General features: G+C 64.2%; 13 protein-coding genes and 1 other RNA gene. 1 reads left to right on the top strand and 13 read right to left on the bottom strand.

What is annotated here, in order from left to right:
* The 9 genes from ftsW to mraZ are packed head-to-tail and all read right to left on the bottom strand — an operon-like array spanning position 1 to position 10222.
* Positions 1-1152, bottom strand: a complete 1152-nt coding sequence (ftsW, locus tag LB569_RS12165; protein ID WP_140701916.1) for a putative lipid II flippase FtsW — start codon at positions 1150-1152, stop codon at positions 1-3.
* Positions 1152-2552, bottom strand: coding sequence for a UDP-N-acetylmuramoyl-L-alanine--D-glutamate ligase (gene murD, locus LB569_RS12160; RefSeq protein WP_224692454.1), 1401 nt, complete (start codon positions 2550-2552; stop codon positions 1152-1154). The genes ftsW and murD overlap by 1 nt, the downstream gene beginning before the upstream one ends.
* 8 nt (positions 2553-2560) lie before the next feature.
* Positions 2561-3643 carry a phospho-N-acetylmuramoyl-pentapeptide-transferase gene (mraY, locus tag LB569_RS12155; protein ID WP_140701918.1) on the bottom strand — a complete coding sequence of 361 codons (1083 nt, stop codon included), beginning with the start codon at positions 3641-3643 and terminating at the stop codon, positions 2561-2563.
* A 17-nt stretch (positions 3644-3660) separates the two neighbouring features.
* Positions 3661-5094 (bottom strand): UDP-N-acetylmuramoylalanyl-D-glutamyl-2,6-diaminopimelate--D-alanyl-D-alanine ligase, encoded by a 1434-nt coding sequence (locus tag LB569_RS12150; protein ID WP_224692453.1) that lies wholly within the window; start codon positions 5092-5094, stop codon positions 3661-3663.
* Positions 5091-6545, bottom strand: coding sequence for a UDP-N-acetylmuramoyl-L-alanyl-D-glutamate--2,6-diaminopimelate ligase (locus tag LB569_RS12145; protein ID WP_224539899.1), 1455 nt, complete (start codon positions 6543-6545; stop codon positions 5091-5093). The genes LB569_RS12150 and LB569_RS12145 overlap by 4 nt, the downstream gene beginning before the upstream one ends.
* Before the next feature lie 54 nt (positions 6546-6599).
* Entirely contained in the window at positions 6600-8324 is a 1725-nt protein-coding gene (locus LB569_RS12140; RefSeq protein WP_224692452.1) for a peptidoglycan D,D-transpeptidase FtsI family protein, read from the bottom strand.
* Positions 8321-8716: a hypothetical protein gene (locus LB569_RS12135; RefSeq protein WP_140701922.1), complete on the bottom strand. Its 396-nt coding sequence runs from the start codon at positions 8714-8716 to the stop codon at positions 8321-8323. The genes LB569_RS12140 and LB569_RS12135 overlap by 4 nt, the downstream gene beginning before the upstream one ends.
* Before the next feature lie 4 nt (positions 8717-8720).
* Positions 8721-9737 (bottom strand): 16S rRNA (cytosine(1402)-N(4))-methyltransferase RsmH, encoded by a 1017-nt coding sequence (gene rsmH, locus LB569_RS12130; protein ID WP_224692451.1) that lies wholly within the window; start codon positions 9735-9737, stop codon positions 8721-8723.
* Positions 9734-10222: a division/cell wall cluster transcriptional repressor MraZ gene (gene mraZ / locus LB569_RS12125; protein WP_140702253.1), complete on the bottom strand. Its 489-nt coding sequence runs from the start codon at positions 10220-10222 to the stop codon at positions 9734-9736. Before mraZ ends, rsmH begins: the two co-directional genes overlap by 4 nt.
* Before the next feature lie 419 nt (positions 10223-10641).
* Here mraZ and LB569_RS12120 point away from each other — a divergent pair, with 419 nt between their 5' ends.
* A complete protein-coding gene (locus LB569_RS12120; RefSeq protein ID WP_224692450.1) occupies positions 10642-11757 on the top strand; it encodes a cystathionine gamma-lyase in 1116 nt (371 codons plus the stop codon).
* A gap of 8 nt (positions 11758-11765) precedes the next feature.
* On the opposite strand, the gene LB569_RS12115 is transcribed toward LB569_RS12120, so the two are convergent.
* The 4 genes from LB569_RS12115 to LB569_RS12100 all read right to left on the bottom strand — a co-directional run bounded on the left by LB569_RS12115 (position 11766) and on the right by LB569_RS12100 (position 13701).
* A complete protein-coding gene (locus LB569_RS12115) occupies positions 11766-12068 on the bottom strand; it encodes a type II toxin-antitoxin system RelE/ParE family toxin (RefSeq protein ID WP_224692449.1) in 303 nt (100 codons plus the stop codon).
* Positions 12065-12340 (bottom strand): type II toxin-antitoxin system ParD family antitoxin, encoded by a 276-nt coding sequence (locus LB569_RS12110; RefSeq protein ID WP_140615618.1) that lies wholly within the window; start codon positions 12338-12340, stop codon positions 12065-12067. The genes LB569_RS12115 and LB569_RS12110 overlap by 4 nt, the downstream gene beginning before the upstream one ends.
* 180 nt (positions 12341-12520) lie before the next feature.
* An RNA gene (gene rnpB, locus LB569_RS12105) (RNase P RNA component class A) lies at positions 12521-12919 on the bottom strand.
* Positions 12920-12984: 65 nt separating this feature from the next.
* A complete protein-coding gene (locus LB569_RS12100) occupies positions 12985-13701 on the bottom strand; it encodes a lytic transglycosylase domain-containing protein (RefSeq protein ID WP_224692448.1) in 717 nt (238 codons plus the stop codon).
* Positions 13702-13738: the final 37 nt, after the last annotated feature.

Raw genomic sequence — 13738 nt, 5'->3', positions numbered from 1 at the left:
TCACTCCGCCGGCATGGCGCGCTGCGGCAGCGTAAAGCCCATCTGCTTGCGCTTTTCCGGCCGCTTGCGCGTCAGCGCCAGCACCATGCCCATGGAGATGGCGATCGCGATCTGCGAGGAGCCGCCATAGGAGATGAAGGGCAGCGTCATGCCCTTGGCCGGCATCAGTTGCAGGTTGACGCACATGTTGATGACGGCCTGCAAGCCAAAGACCGTGACGAGCCCTCCGACGGCATAGCGGGTGAAGTCGTCATGCTCCTTCATCGCAGCATTGAGGCCGCGCAGCACGATGAAGGCGAAGAGCGACATGATGAAGAAGCACATGATCAGCCCGAACTCCTCACCGGCGACCGAGAAGACGAAATCGGTGTGAGCGTCCGGAACAATGCGCTTGACGGTTCCCTCGCCCGGCCCGACACCAAACCAGTTGCCGTTGATCAGTGCCTCGCGGCCCATATCGACCTGGAACGTATCGCCCTCGCCGGTCAGGAATTTGTCGATACGCAGGGCAACGTGCGGGAACACCGTGTAGGCGGCGAACACGCCACCGACGCCCAAGCCGCCGAGCACGATGATCCACATCCAGGGCAGCCCCGCCATGAAGAACATGATGCCCCAGGTGCCGGTGGTCAGCATGGTCTGGCCGAGGTCCGGCTGCGCCACCAGCAGCGACACGACCAGCACCAGCAGCAGCATGGCGAACAGATTGCCGGGAATGTCAGGCTGGCGCTTGTGCTCGGCGAACAGCCAGGCGCACATGATGACGAAGGCCGGTTTGAGGAATTCCGAAGGCTGGATCGACAGGCCGGCGAGCGACACCCAGCGGCGCGCGCCCTTCACCTCGACGCCGACATAGAGCACCGCCACCATCAGCACCAGCATCAGGCACAGCATGATCAGCGACATGCGCCGGATCTCTCTGGAATCGAGGAAGGAGACAGCCAGCATCACGCCGAGCGCCGGTACGGTGAAGATGATCTGCCGGGTCGCGAAGTGGAAGCTGTCGAGGCCGATGCGTTCGGCGACCGCGGGACTTGCCGCGAAGGACAAGACGATGCCGAGCCCCATCAGCGACAGGAATGCCGCCAGGAACCAGCGATCGATCGTCCACCACCAGGTTGCGACCGGACTTTTGTCGAGACGGCTCTGCATTATCGTGCCCCTCCGATGGGTTTGACGCCATCTATAGCGCTCGCAGCTTGCCTGAAGGCTTCGCCGCGAACCTCGAAATTCTTGAACTGGTCGAAACTGGCACAGGCCGGCGAGAGCAGCACCACCGCCTCGCCGCTTTCGTCTTTGGCAGCGTCATGCGCGGCGTGGTCGACAGCCGCGGCCAGCGTGCCCGAGATTTCGTAGGGCACGGCCTCGCCCAGGGTCGCCGAAAAGGCGGGTGCGGCCTCACCGATCAGATAGGCCTTGGCGATGCGCGGGAAGAAGCCGCGCAGCGGCTCGATGCCGCCTTCCTTGGGCAGCCCGCCGGCGATCCAGTAGATGCGGTTGAAACTCGACAGCGCCGGTGCCGCCGCATCGGCATTGGTCGCCTTGGAATCGTTGACGAACAGCACATGATCCTTGCGGCCGACCTGCTCCATGCGATGGGCAAGGCCCGGGAAGCTTTCGAGCCCCGACTGGATCTCGCCGAGGTCGAGGCCGACCCTGAGGCAAGCAGCGACGGCGGCCAGCGCGTTCTGCGCATTGTGCTGGCCGCGCAGCGAGCCGATGCCGTCGAGGAAGGCGACACGGCTGTAGCGGCCATGCACGGCTTCCATCAGATTGGTGCCGTCGGCGAAATAGCCGTCGGTCAGCGGCAGACGCTTGGAAATGCGGATGACCTGCCGTCCCGCCCGCTCCAGCCGCTCGGCGATCTGCGCGCACCAGGAATCGTCGACGCCGATGATCGCCGTTTCGCTGCCCGCCACCAGCCGCTCCTTGATCGAGGCGTAGTGCTGCATGGTGCCATGACGGTCGAGATGGTCGGGCGTCAGATTGAGCAGGATGCCGGCCGTCGGATTGATCGAGGGCGCAAGGTCGATCTGGTAGGACGAGCATTCGACCACATAGTGCCGGTCGGGCTTCGGCGGGTCGAGCGTCATCACGGCGCGGCCGATATTGCCGCCCATCTGCGTGTCGCGCCCGTTGGCTTGAAGGATATGCGCCGTCAGCGCGGTCGTCGTCGACTTGCCGTTGGTGCCGGTTATCCCGATGAAGGGAGCGGTCGGCGCGCCGAGGGTCCGTTCGCGGCAGAACAGTTCGATGTCGCCGATCACCTCGACGCCGGCGCCGCGTGCGAGCTCCACCGTCCAGTGCGGCTTGGGATGCGTCAAAGGCACGCCGGGCGACAGCACGAAGGCCGAGAATTTCGCCCAGTCGGCGCCCCGCAGGTCGGCGGTGGCGATGCCGGTGGCGGCGGCCTTGGCGACGCTGTCGGGATTGTCGTCCCAGGCCAGAACATCAGCGCCCCCCTCGATCAGCGCGCGCGCCGTGGCGATCCCCGAGCCACCCAGCCCGAAGAGCGAAACGCGCTTGCCTGCGAAGGATGCGGCGGGGATCAAAGGGCAGCCTATCTGAGCTTGAGGGTGGAAAGGCCGACCAGCGCCAGGATGACAGCGATGATCCAGAAGCGGATCACCACCTGGCTTTCGGTCCAGCCGAGCTTTTCGAAATGATGGTGGATCGGCGCCATCAGGAACACCCGCTTGCCGGTCATCTTGAAGTAGCCGACCTGGATGATGACCGAGAGTATCTCGACCACGAACAGGCCGCCGACGATGACCAGCACGATCTCGTGCTTGGTCGCCACCGCGACAGTGCCGATCAGGCCACCCATGGCGAGCGACCCGGTGTCGCCCATGAAGATCGCCGCCGGCGGCGCGTTGAACCAGAGGAAGCCGAGGCCGGCGCCGATGACCGCGCCAAGCACGACCGCCAGTTCACCGGTGCCGGGCACGAAATGGATCTGCAGATATTCGGCGAACACCGCGTTGCCCGAGAGGTAGGCGATGACGCCGAACGACGCCGCAGCGATCATGATCGGCACGATCGCCAGGCCGTCGAGACCGTCGGTCAGGTTCACCGCATTGCCGGCGCCGACGATGACGAAGCAGGAGAACGGAATGAAGAACCAGCCGAGATTGACGATGAATTCCTTGGCGAAGGGGAATGTCAGCGACGACGAGAACGGCGCCTGGCCGTTGTGCATGATCACCCAGGCGGCAATGCCGGCGATGATGAATTCAAGACCAAGCCGCGCCTTGCCGGAGAAGCCCAGATGCGACTGCTTGGTCACTTTCAGGTAGTCGTCGTAGAAGCCGATCGAGCCGAAGCCCAGCGTCACCAGCAGCACCACCCAGACATAGATGCTCGACAGGTTCGCCCATAAAAGCGAGGAGCCGATGATGCCGGACAGGATCATCAGTCCGCCCATGGTCGGCGTACCGGCCTTCTTGAAATGGGTCTGCGGCCCGTCGGCACGGATCGGCTGGCCCTTGCCTTGCCGGAGCCGCAGCGAATTGATGATGGTCGGCCCGAAGATGAAGACGATCAGCGCCGAAGTGATCAGCGCCCCGCCGGTGCGGAACGTGATGTAGCGGAAGACGTTGAAGACGGAGACCTTGTCCGCGAAATCGACCAGCAGTGTGAACATGCGTTTTCGTCCCCCGACTAGGTCTGGTTGCTGGTTGTCGTCTCGGCCGGGAATTTGCCCAGCAGCGCATCGACCAGTTTTGCAAAACCGATGCCCTTCGACGATTTGATCATCACCACGTCGCCCGGCTTCAGCGCGGCGAGCAGCACCGGCTTCAACTCCTCGACGCCGGCGCGGTATTCCGTCTCGATATCGCCCGGCAGCGCGTCCGCCAGCGAGCGCATTTCCGGCCCGCCGAGAAAGACGGTGCGCGTGCCCGTGCCGACGATGAGATCGGCAAGCGCGGCATGCAGCTTGGCCGAATGGTCGCCGAGTTCCAGCATGTCGCCAAGCACGGCGATGCGCCTGCCCTCGCCCGTCACCGGGGTTGCGTTGAGAAGCGCCATGGCGGCCGCCATCGAGGCCGGATTGGCGTTGTAGCTCTCGTCGATCAGCGTGATGGATCCCTTGGAATGGCGCAGCACATGGCGCTTGCCGCGGCCGCGCTCGGCGGAGAGATCAACCAGCGCCAACGCCACCTTGTCGAGATCGGCGCCGACCAGATGCGCGGCACCCAGCACCGCCAGCACATTCTGCACCATGTGCCGGCCGGGCGCTCCGATACGCGCGATCATGTCGTGGCCGCTGATCCTGGCGGCGATGTCGGAATGGTCGGCGTGCAACTCGCACTTGGTGAGCTTGAAGGTCGAGCGTGCATTCTCGCCGAAGCCATAGACATGCTCGACGCCGGCGGCCTGAGCCATCTTGTCCAGCAGCTTGAAACGCGCATCGTCGCGGTTGAGGACGGCGGCACCGTCGGGCTCCAGCCCTTCGAAAATCTCGGCCTTGGCCTTAGCGATCTCGTCCAGATTCTTGAAGAAGCCGAGATGCGCGGCCGCGATCATGGTGACGATGGCGACGTGCGGCCGCACCATCTTCACCAGCGGCCGGATCTCGTCGGGATGGTTCATGCCGATCTCGAACACGGCATAGTCGCAGTCGACGGGCATGCGCGCCAGCGTCAACGGCACGCCCCAATGGTTGTTGAAGGACTGCGCCGAGGCATGCACCTTGCCGACGGATGAAAGCACGTGGCGCAGCGCCTCCTTGGTGGTGGTCTTGCCCGCCGATCCGGTGACCGCGATGACCTTGGCCTGCGAGCGCGTCCGCGCGGCGACACCGAGCTTTTCCAGCGCCACCAGGACGTCCTCGACGACGATGATCGGCGCCGTCAGCCGGCCGAGAGACGGCAGCTTGCCTTCCGCCACCACCAGCACGCCGGCGCCGGCCTTGATGGCCGCGGTGACGAAGTCGTGGCCATCCATCGCCTCGCCCTTGATGGCAAAGAAGGCATCGCCCGGCTGCAGGCTGCGGCTGTCGATCGAAATCCCCGATATGCCTTCCGGCATGGGGCCGAGAGGCCGCCCGTCCGTGGCGGCAACCAGCGCTTCCGAAGTCCACAGCAAACTCATGCGGCGCGCTCCCCGAGCGCGGCGCGCACTTCCTCGTGGTCGGAGAAATGCAGGGTTTGCGAACCGATGGTCTGGCCTTCCTCATGCCCCTTGCCGGCCACGATCAGCGTGTCGCCGGCATGCAGCATGGCGACTGCCTCGTGGATTGCCTTGCGCCGGTCGCCGATCTCGATGGCGCCGGGCGCCGCGGCAAGAATGGCGGCGCGGATGGTTTCGGGCACTTCCGAGCGCGGATTGTCGTCGGTGACGATGACGACATCGGCGAGCCGTGTCGCGATCTCACCCATGATCGGCCGTTTGCCCCGGTCACGGTCGCCGCCGCAGCCGAACACGACCATCACGCGCCCCGTGGTGAACGGACGCACCGAGGCCAGCACGTTCTCCAGCGCATCGGGCTTGTGAGCGTAGTCGACATAGACCGGCGCGCCGCCCGCCGTGGTGCCGACGAGGTCGAGCCGGCCCGGCGCGCCTTTCAATTTCTCCAGTGCCGCCAAGGCCTTGGCGACAGGCGTTCCAGTGGAAATGGCAAGTCCCGCCGAAACCAGCGCATTGGCGATCTGGAAATCACCGGCGAGCGGCAGGTCGATCTCGTGGATCACACCGTCGGCCTCGACCTCGGCACGCTGGCGATGACGTTCATGCTCGACCCGCTTCAGCCTGAGGAAATCGCCATGGCGGCCGACCGTCAGCACGTCGAGCCCGGCGGCTCGCGCCGCTTTTATCGTCGGTTCCGACCACGGATCGTCGGCGAAGACGATCGCGGGCGCGCCCTTCGGCAGCAGCGTATCGAACAGGCGCAATTTGGCGCGATGATAATCCTCAATGGTCGGATGGTAATCCATGTGGTCGCGGCCGAGGTTGGTGAAACCGCCGGCGGCAAGCTTGACGCCGTCTAGGCGGCGCTGGTCGAGCCCGTGGCTGGAGGCCTCCATCGAGGCGTGGGTAACGCCGGCATCCGCCAATTCCCTGAGCAACTGGTGCAGGGCGACCGGATCCGGCGTCGTCAGCGACCCATATTCGTTGCGGCCGGGCGCCACCACGCCGGTGGTGCCGATCGAGGCGGCGGCGTATCCCGCCTGCTCCCAGATCTGCCTGGTGAAGGCCGCGACCGACGTCTTACCGCTGGTGCCGGTCACCGCGACCATGGTTTGCGGCTGGTTGCCGAAGTAGCGGGCGGCGCTCAACGCCAATGCCAGGCGCGGATCATCGACCGCCAGCACCGGAACCCGCAAATCGCCAAGGCCGCTGCCTTTGCCCGCGACGATCGCGGCAGCGCCACGCTGGGCCGCGTCGGCGGCGTAGCTCGCGCCATCGGCCCTTGTTCCGGCGAGCGCGAAAAAGACGACGCCCGGTTTTACCTGGCGGGAATCCGACGAGATGCCGGTAACCTCCAGATCGGCGGAAGCTGTTCCTTCGACTGGCAGGATACCGGCTAGATCTTTGAGCTTCATCGAGTCCCGTTCACCGCAACAAAATAGCGCGCAGTTGCCGGCGCGCCCTAAGAATCACTGATAGGAAACCAGCGTTGCACCATTTTCATGGCTGAAATCTGGCTTCACGCCAAGCATGGCCGCTGAACGCCTGATGATATTGCCGGCCATGACCCCCGCATTGTTGGCCGCGACGTCGGTCATCCCAGGCTTTTCCGGATGCGGGGCGTCGGCGATCGTGAACACCAGATATTGCGGATCGTCCATCGGGAAGGCGGCGACGAAGGTGTTGAAATTCAAGTCTTTCGAGTAACGGCCGTTGATGACTTTCTCGGCCGTTCCGGTCTTGCCGCCGACGCGGTAACCGGGAACCCGGGCATTTCTGGCCGACCCCTTCTCGGCGTTGAGCGAATAGAGGTAGCGCATGCCCTCGACGGTCTTTTCGCTGACCACTTTCTTGGCCGCCGCCATCGCATCCTCCTGGCTGCGGACCAGGAAGGTCGGCGGCATCAGAAAGCCGCCATTGACCAGCGCCGCGCAGCCGACGGCCGCTTGCAGCGGCGTCGTCGACACGCCATGGCCGAAGGCGATGGTGAACGAATTGACCTGCTTCCAGACTTTCGGCTCGGTCGGACGGGCGACTTCGGGCAGTTCGGTCTGCATCTTTTCCAGAATGCCGAGGCGATGCAGGAATTCGCGATGCGCCTCGATGCCGACCAGCTCGGCCTCCCTGGCGGACCCGATGTTGGAGGAATAGAGGAACACCTCCGGCAGCGACAGGACACGGTTCTTGCCGTGGAAATCGTGAATGGCCTGGTGGCCGACCCGGATCGGATGCGAAGCGTCGAAGCGGCTCGACATCGTCGCCTTGCCGGAATCGAGCGCCATGGCCGACGTGAAGCTCTTGAAGGTCGAGCCCATTTCGTAGAGCCCCGCCGACATCCGGTTGAGCCGATCCTTGTCCTGCGCATTATAGGGATTGTTCGGATCGAAATCCGGCACCGAGGCCATGGCCACCACTTCGCCGGTCTTGACGTTGAGCACGACGGCGCCCGCGCCCATGGCGCGATAGCGCTCCAGGCCGGCGGCGATCTCGTCGCGCACCACATGCTGGACCCGCAGATCGATCGAAAGCTTCACCGGCCTGAGATCCTTGGCCACCGCCAAGCCCGACGCCTGCAGGTCGCTAAGCCCCTGCTCGTCGATGTATTTCTCCATGCCGGAGATGCCCTGGTTGTCGATGTTGGTCAGGCCGACAATGTAGGACGAGGTCTCGCCGCTCGGATAGAAACGACGCTTTTCGGTGCGGAAGCCGAAACCGGGAATGCCAAGCTGCATGATGTCGGCCTGCTGCTTGGGCGTCAGTTGCCGCTGCAGCCAGACGAAGCCGGCTCCGCTCTTCAGCTTGTGATAGGTCTGCTCGTAATCGATCTCCGGCAGCACCGTGGACAGCTTCTCGATCGCCTCGTCGGCATCGACGATGCGGCGCGGCTCGGCGAACAGCGACGCCGTCTTGATGTCGGTGGCCAGCACCTCGCCGTTGCGATCGACGATGTCGGGACGTGAGGCGGTCACCCGGCTCTGCGGACCGCCCGACAGGTCGGGAGTCTGGAAACCGAGATAGACCAGCCGCCCCGATATGGTCGAGAAGATGCCGAAAAACACCGCCATGGTCATGACGATGCGTGCCTTGCCCTTGCCGCCTGTCGCCTTGCGGGCGCCTTCGACCACGATCGACCTGTCCTCGCCCGTCCTGGCGCGGCGTGCCGTGGCGAAGCGCTTCAGCAGTTTGCCGATCATTGGGCGATGTCTCCGGTCACGACGGGATCCTTGTCGCCCGCGGGCGCCTTGTCGGCATTGTCGGCCATGGCACCTTGGCGCCCGTTCAGGATGTCCTGGATGTCGAGGGCCTTGGCCGGCAGGTCACCCAGGCCCACGATCTGGCGGCCACTGACCGGTTCCAGTGCGAGCTGCGATTTGTACAGCTCGGCCAGCTTCTGCAGCCGCGACGGCTGGGTGAGCAGGCTCCAGTCGGCCTTGAGCAGGTCGATCGTGTCCTCCTCGTAGCGTATCTGGGCATGGATCTTCTGCACGGCCGCCAACTGGTCCTCGGCCTCGCGCTTGGCCTTGTAGGTCAAGGCCGCCGCCGAAACCATGACGGCGATCAGGACAATGTCGCTGGTACGAAACACGTGCTTACCTCTCCCCCGGCCGATCGATGCCGGGAAGCTTTGGAAGGCCGAAGATCGAAAAATCGCCGCTGCGCGCCGGAGCCTCGGTGCGAATTGCCGCACGCAACCTGGCCGAGCGGGCGCGTGGATTGGCCGCGACCTCGGCGTCATCAGCCGTCACGCCGCCGCCGGCCTTGCGGAAGGTCGCGGTGCGCGCCTGCGCTTCCGGCATATGGCGCGAACCGGTCATGGCGTCGGCGCGGTCGGCGATGAAGCGTTTGACGATACGGTCTTCCAGCGAATGGAACGTCACCACCACGAGCCGCCCGCCCGGCTTCAGCGCGCGCTCGGCCGCCAGCAAGGCCCTGGCCAATTCGCCAAGCTCGTCATTGACGAAGATGCGCAGCGCCTGGAAGACCCGCGTCGCCGGATGGATTTTGTCCTTGGGCGCGCGGCCGATATGCGTCTCGATGGCGTCGGCAAGTTCCAGCGTGCGCTCGAACGGCCGCTTTTCCCGGCGCGCCTCGATCATGCGGGCGATACGGCCGGCGTGACGCTCTTCGCCGAGGAAGCCGAAGATGCGGGCAAGGTCGCCCGGCTTGAAACTGTTGACGACATCGGCGGCGCTGAGCCCTGCCTGCGCCATGCGCATGTCGAGCGGGCCATCGAAGCGGAAGGAAAAGCCGCGCTCGGCCTGGTCGAGCTGCATCGAGGAGACGCCGATGTCGAGCACGACGCCATCGGCGCTGTCGATATGTTCGTCCAGCGTCGAGAACGGCGCCTGCACCAGCCTCAGCCTGCCGCCGGACCGCGCCTCGAGGTCGCGGCCGGCCACGATGGCATCCGGATCGCGGTCGATCGCAACCACGGACGCGCCGGACGCCAGGATGGCCTTGGTATAACCGCCGGCACCGAACGTGCCGTCGATGACGATGTCGCCCTCCGCCGGCGCCAGCGCTTCCAGCACTTCGCCAAGGAGGACCGGAATGTGGCGGACCGATCCGCCAACGGCGTTGATATCATCGCCGTGGCCCACCGTCATTCCGATCGCTCCCCAGCCTTCGCCTCGTGAGCCTTGGCCTCGTGAGCCTTCGTCCCCTGCCGAAGCTGCAAAAGCCTGGCCCGCGCTTGCGCCCCGTAGGTCGCAAGCCGCCCAGGCTCCCAGATCTGAAAGAAATTGCCGCGCCCGACAAAGGCCACCTCCGCCGAGATGCCGGTATGTTCGCGAATGAAATCGGTCATGGTGATGCGGCCGTCCTGGTCGAGTTTCAGGAACGCTCCGTCGCCATGGCAGAAGAACGACATGTCGTCCGCCGTCTGCAGGAAGGGATCTTCCTGCGCGATGCGCTGCTCGTAGCGGTCGAGCAGATCGAGGCCGCCGACATCCATCGCCGGCAGGTCCAGGCAACGCAGCGCATAGAGTTCCGAATAGCCGCGCTTCTGCACCACGGCACGAAAATGCGCGGGAACGGACACCCGCCCCTTCGCATCGATCCTGCTCACCGTGTTCGACAGAAACCGGTCCATCACGCGTTACAGCCGCTTGCGCCGCCGCACCCCTCTTCATCGTGTCGCACGCGCCACCGCCGCGCGTTCCCTGCCCCGCACCCACCTCGTCCACACGGGCGAAAACCGGCAAACGCACAGCCGCCGCGGCTGCCCGATTGGCGTACGCTTTACCCTGACGCGGAACGAAGGCTTTGATGTCGAAATGGGATATCATGGGGCACTATGGGCGTCAACGGGAATAGGCTTCACAGACGTGCGCATCTCGACCGACGAGCGCAGCCGTCACGGCACGTCTCGTCTTTATGATCCATTAAGCCTAACGAAGCGTTTAGAGCCGTCTGGCCCAACTCGACACGCCTTGCCGAGGACCTTTGCCGGGCATAGCGTCGAGCGACGTCTTTCGCCGCACGACACGGCCAATTACAAGGATCGAACTCATGTCCGAGACGGCAAGGTCACGCGCCGCCGAACTTTCCCATTTGCGCAGCCGCGATTTCGCCAAGGGCGATCCGATCCCATTGCCGCTGACCATGGCTTCGATCTTTCACACGCCGGGCACCGAGACCGGGATCGATCAATATGGTCGTTACGACAATCCAACCTGGCGCGCCGTGGAACATGTACTCGGCCACCTGGAAGACGCACAATGCGTGAGTTTCCCCTCTGGAATGGCCGCGATCTCCGCGGTGTTCTTCGCGCTTTTGAAATCGGGCGATCGCGTGCTTTTGCCCGCGGACGGCTACCACGCCACGCGCGCGATGGCCGAACGCTTCCTGAAGCCTCTGGGCGTGAACTTCGATGTCCGACCGATGCCGACTTTCCTTGACGGCGGCTTCGAAGGCTATTCGTTGGTCTTCATGGAAACCCCATCCAATCCACGCTTGGACATTTGCGATATCTCGGCCGTTTCCCAGGCTGTCCGCGAACAGGGCGCGATCCTTGTCGTCGACAACACGACGATGACGCCATTCGGCCAGCGTCCACTAGACTTCGGCGCCGATGCCGTCGTCTCCGCCGACACCAAGGCGGTTAACGGTCACTCCGACGTGCTGTTCGGCCATGTCGCCAGCCGCAACGCCGATATCATCACCAAGGTGGCGGATTGGCGCGGAATGGTCGGTGGCATTCCCGGACCTTTCGAGGCGTGGCTGGTGCATCGCGGTCTCGAAACACTGGAGGTACGGTTCGACCGTATGTGCTCATCGGCCGAGACGATCGCGCAACGGCTGAAGGAACATCGCGCGGTGCGCGGCCTGCGTTTTCCAGGCCTCGATGGCGATCCCTCGCACAACCTTGCCCGCGCCCAGATGGAGCGCTTCGGCTTTCTCATCTCGTTCGAACTCGCCTCCGAGCAGAAGGCCGAGGATTTCATCGACACTTGCCCACTGATAGAGGCCGCGACCTCTTTCGGAGGCGTCCACACTTCAGCCGAGCGGCGTTTGAAGCGAGGCGACGCGGTGCCGCCTGGCTTTGTCCGCCTGTCGGTCGGCTGCGAGCCGGTGGAAGAGCTCTGGAAGGCGATCGAGGCCTCCCTGGACAGGATCAGCGGCTGACAAATCGACTACGCGCCAAGGTCATCGGCTTCGATGTTGCGACGACCATGAAGCACGCGAAGAATTTCGATGGCATCGGCGCTGACCCGGTACAAGGTAAGATATTCGCCGACGACGAGATGGCGAATACCGGGTGCTATGTCCTCGCGCGGCGCGCCTGAGAAAGGGTAAGCTGCCAGTTGCAGCCATCTCACCTCGAAACGATCAAGCAACCGGTCGGCTGCAATCTCGTTGTCGCGCGCAATATGCAGCCAGATCGCAACCAGATCCTCTTCCGCGCGCGCGTTTCGGCGGATGGTCAGAGCATTCATGCCGCGTCGTCGGATCGCAACCGCCTGCGGGCCTCGGCCTTGATTTCATCCATCGACGCGAACCGGCCCGGCCCGCTGTCGATCCCCTCCTGCACCAGCTTGCGCAGTTCCTCGACCGTGTAGCCCATCAAGTCACGGCGGTCCTTCCACTGTCGCAACGCATCGCGGATCACTTCACTCGCCGAGGCATATTCTCCGGCCGCAACCACATCGTCGACCGCTTGTGCCAGTTCCGGCGAAAGCGTGATGCTGCGTTTGTCGACCTGACCCATGATAGGCTCCCGATGATGAGCCGTGATGGTACGATTTAATCGCACCAGTTTCAAGAAAATGGGGCGAAGGCCCTATGCCTCATGGCGATGCAAGGCCGCGCCACGCCTTTGAATCGGAAGCTGCGCCCAAGGGCGCAACCTTCTGATATCCAAAGACTTATCCCGGATATCGCGGAGAAAACTGCCAGCTGGCCTATAAGCCGGGTTTTGTATGGCCCTCGCCCCTTGCGAGGCGAGAACGTGGCGGCCATTCATCTTGGGCGCATGTTGCCATGCGCCTCACGCAACCTACCCGGACGGTGAGCCGGAAACAGCCCTCGAGGGTTTCCCCTCGCACCGCCCCTATTCGGTCTTGCTCCCGGTGGGGTTTACCGTGCCGCTCCTGTTGCCAGTCGCGCGGTGGGCTCTTACCCCACCCTTTCACCCTTACCCCGACAAGTCGTGGCGGTTTGCTTTCTGTGGCACTTTCCCTGGGGTCGCCCCCGCCGGCCATTAACCGGCACCGTGTTTCCATGGAGCCCGGACTTTCCTCACCCGCGGCCTTTCGGCGTTTGCGGGTGCGGCCGCCCGGCCAGCTGGCAGGGCGTATAAAGGGGTTCACACCACAAAACGCAACCGAAAAAGCCCGTCGTGACCGGTTCTTGTCAAGCCGGCGCGCCGACAGCCGCCAGCTGAACCTTGACCTTGCTGCAGTAAGCCGCCGAAACCGGATTCATGCGGGTGGCGCCATGGCCGGCATTGTATTTCAGGATCGTGCCGCAGGTCGTGCCGCCGCCGAGGTCGCGCGCCATGGCGAGGTACTTCATGCCGTATTTGATGTTGGTGTCGGGATCGAACAGGCCCTTGGCCGATCCGTTGTAACCCATCATCCGCGCGGTTGCCGGCTTGATCTGCATCAGGCCGATCTCACCGGCGCCGCCGACCATGTTCGGCCGGTAATTGCTCTCGATCTTGATCACGGCGTCGGCCAGCGACACCGGAACCTGGTAGCTCGCCGCATAGCGGGCGACAATCGCGGAATACTGGCCGCTGCTCGCCACCGCCGCGGTCGACGCGGCGACGTTCCTGAGACCGATCGATGCCGTCGTCGTCATGTCCACGGTCTTGCGGCCGCGCTTTGTCCTCTTGGCGGAGGATTTCCGCGCCTTGGCCCAGCTTGCCTTTTCCACCTTCGCGGAAGCCTGCTTCGTCGTCGCCTTCGCACTCTTGCTGCCTTTGGCCGAAATGGGCTTGCCCTTGGCGGATGCCGTGACGAGGCCCTGATCGGCCCGCTGGCTTAAGGGCGCGGCGTCGGCCGCACTGAAGGCAAAGCTCATTGCGCCGGCAGCAAGAGCTGCCGTTAAAACGGTCAATTTCTGCATGTGATCCTGTTCTGTTGGGGCCATGCGAAGATTTCGC

Origin of the sequence: Mesorhizobium sp. BH1-1-4 (genome assembly GCF_020165665.1) — a bacterium.
Classification (GTDB): Bacteria; Pseudomonadota; Alphaproteobacteria; order Rhizobiales; family Rhizobiaceae; genus Mesorhizobium.
This window is presented reverse-complemented; position numbering and strand designations above follow the sequence as displayed.

Bases quoted from the DNA above. Each gene is read 5' to 3' on its own strand.
- ftsW (WP_140701916.1), bottom strand. From the start codon at position 1,152: ATGCAGAGCCGTCTCGACAAAAGTCCGGTCGCAACCTGGTGGTGGACG.
- LB569_RS12140 (WP_224692452.1), bottom strand. From the start codon at position 8,324: ATGATCGGCAAACTGCTGAAGCGCTTCGCCACGGCACGCCGCGCCAGG.
- LB569_RS12120 (WP_224692450.1), top strand. From the start codon at position 10,642: ATGTCCGAGACGGCAAGGTCACGCGCCGCCGAACTTTCCCATTTGCGC.
- LB569_RS12145 (WP_224539899.1), bottom strand. From the start codon at position 6,545: ATGAAGCTCAAAGATCTAGCCGGTATCCTGCCAGTCGAAGGAACAGCT.
- LB569_RS12100 (WP_224692448.1), bottom strand. From the start codon at position 13,701: ATGCAGAAATTGACCGTTTTAACGGCAGCTCTTGCTGCCGGCGCAATG.
- LB569_RS12150 (WP_224692453.1), bottom strand. From the start codon at position 5,094: ATGAGTTTGCTGTGGACTTCGGAAGCGCTGGTTGCCGCCACGGACGGG.
- LB569_RS12110 (WP_140615618.1), bottom strand. From the start codon at position 12,340: ATGGGTCAGGTCGACAAACGCAGCATCACGCTTTCGCCGGAACTGGCA.
- rsmH (WP_224692451.1), bottom strand. From the start codon at position 9,737: ATGACGGTGGGCCACGGCGATGATATCAACGCCGTTGGCGGATCGGTC.
- mraY (WP_140701918.1), bottom strand. From the start codon at position 3,643: ATGTTCACACTGCTGGTCGATTTCGCGGACAAGGTCTCCGTCTTCAAC.
- mraZ (WP_140702253.1), bottom strand. From the start codon at position 10,222: ATGGACCGGTTTCTGTCGAACACGGTGAGCAGGATCGATGCGAAGGGG.
- LB569_RS12115 (WP_224692449.1), bottom strand. From the start codon at position 12,068: ATGAATGCTCTGACCATCCGCCGAAACGCGCGCGCGGAAGAGGATCTG.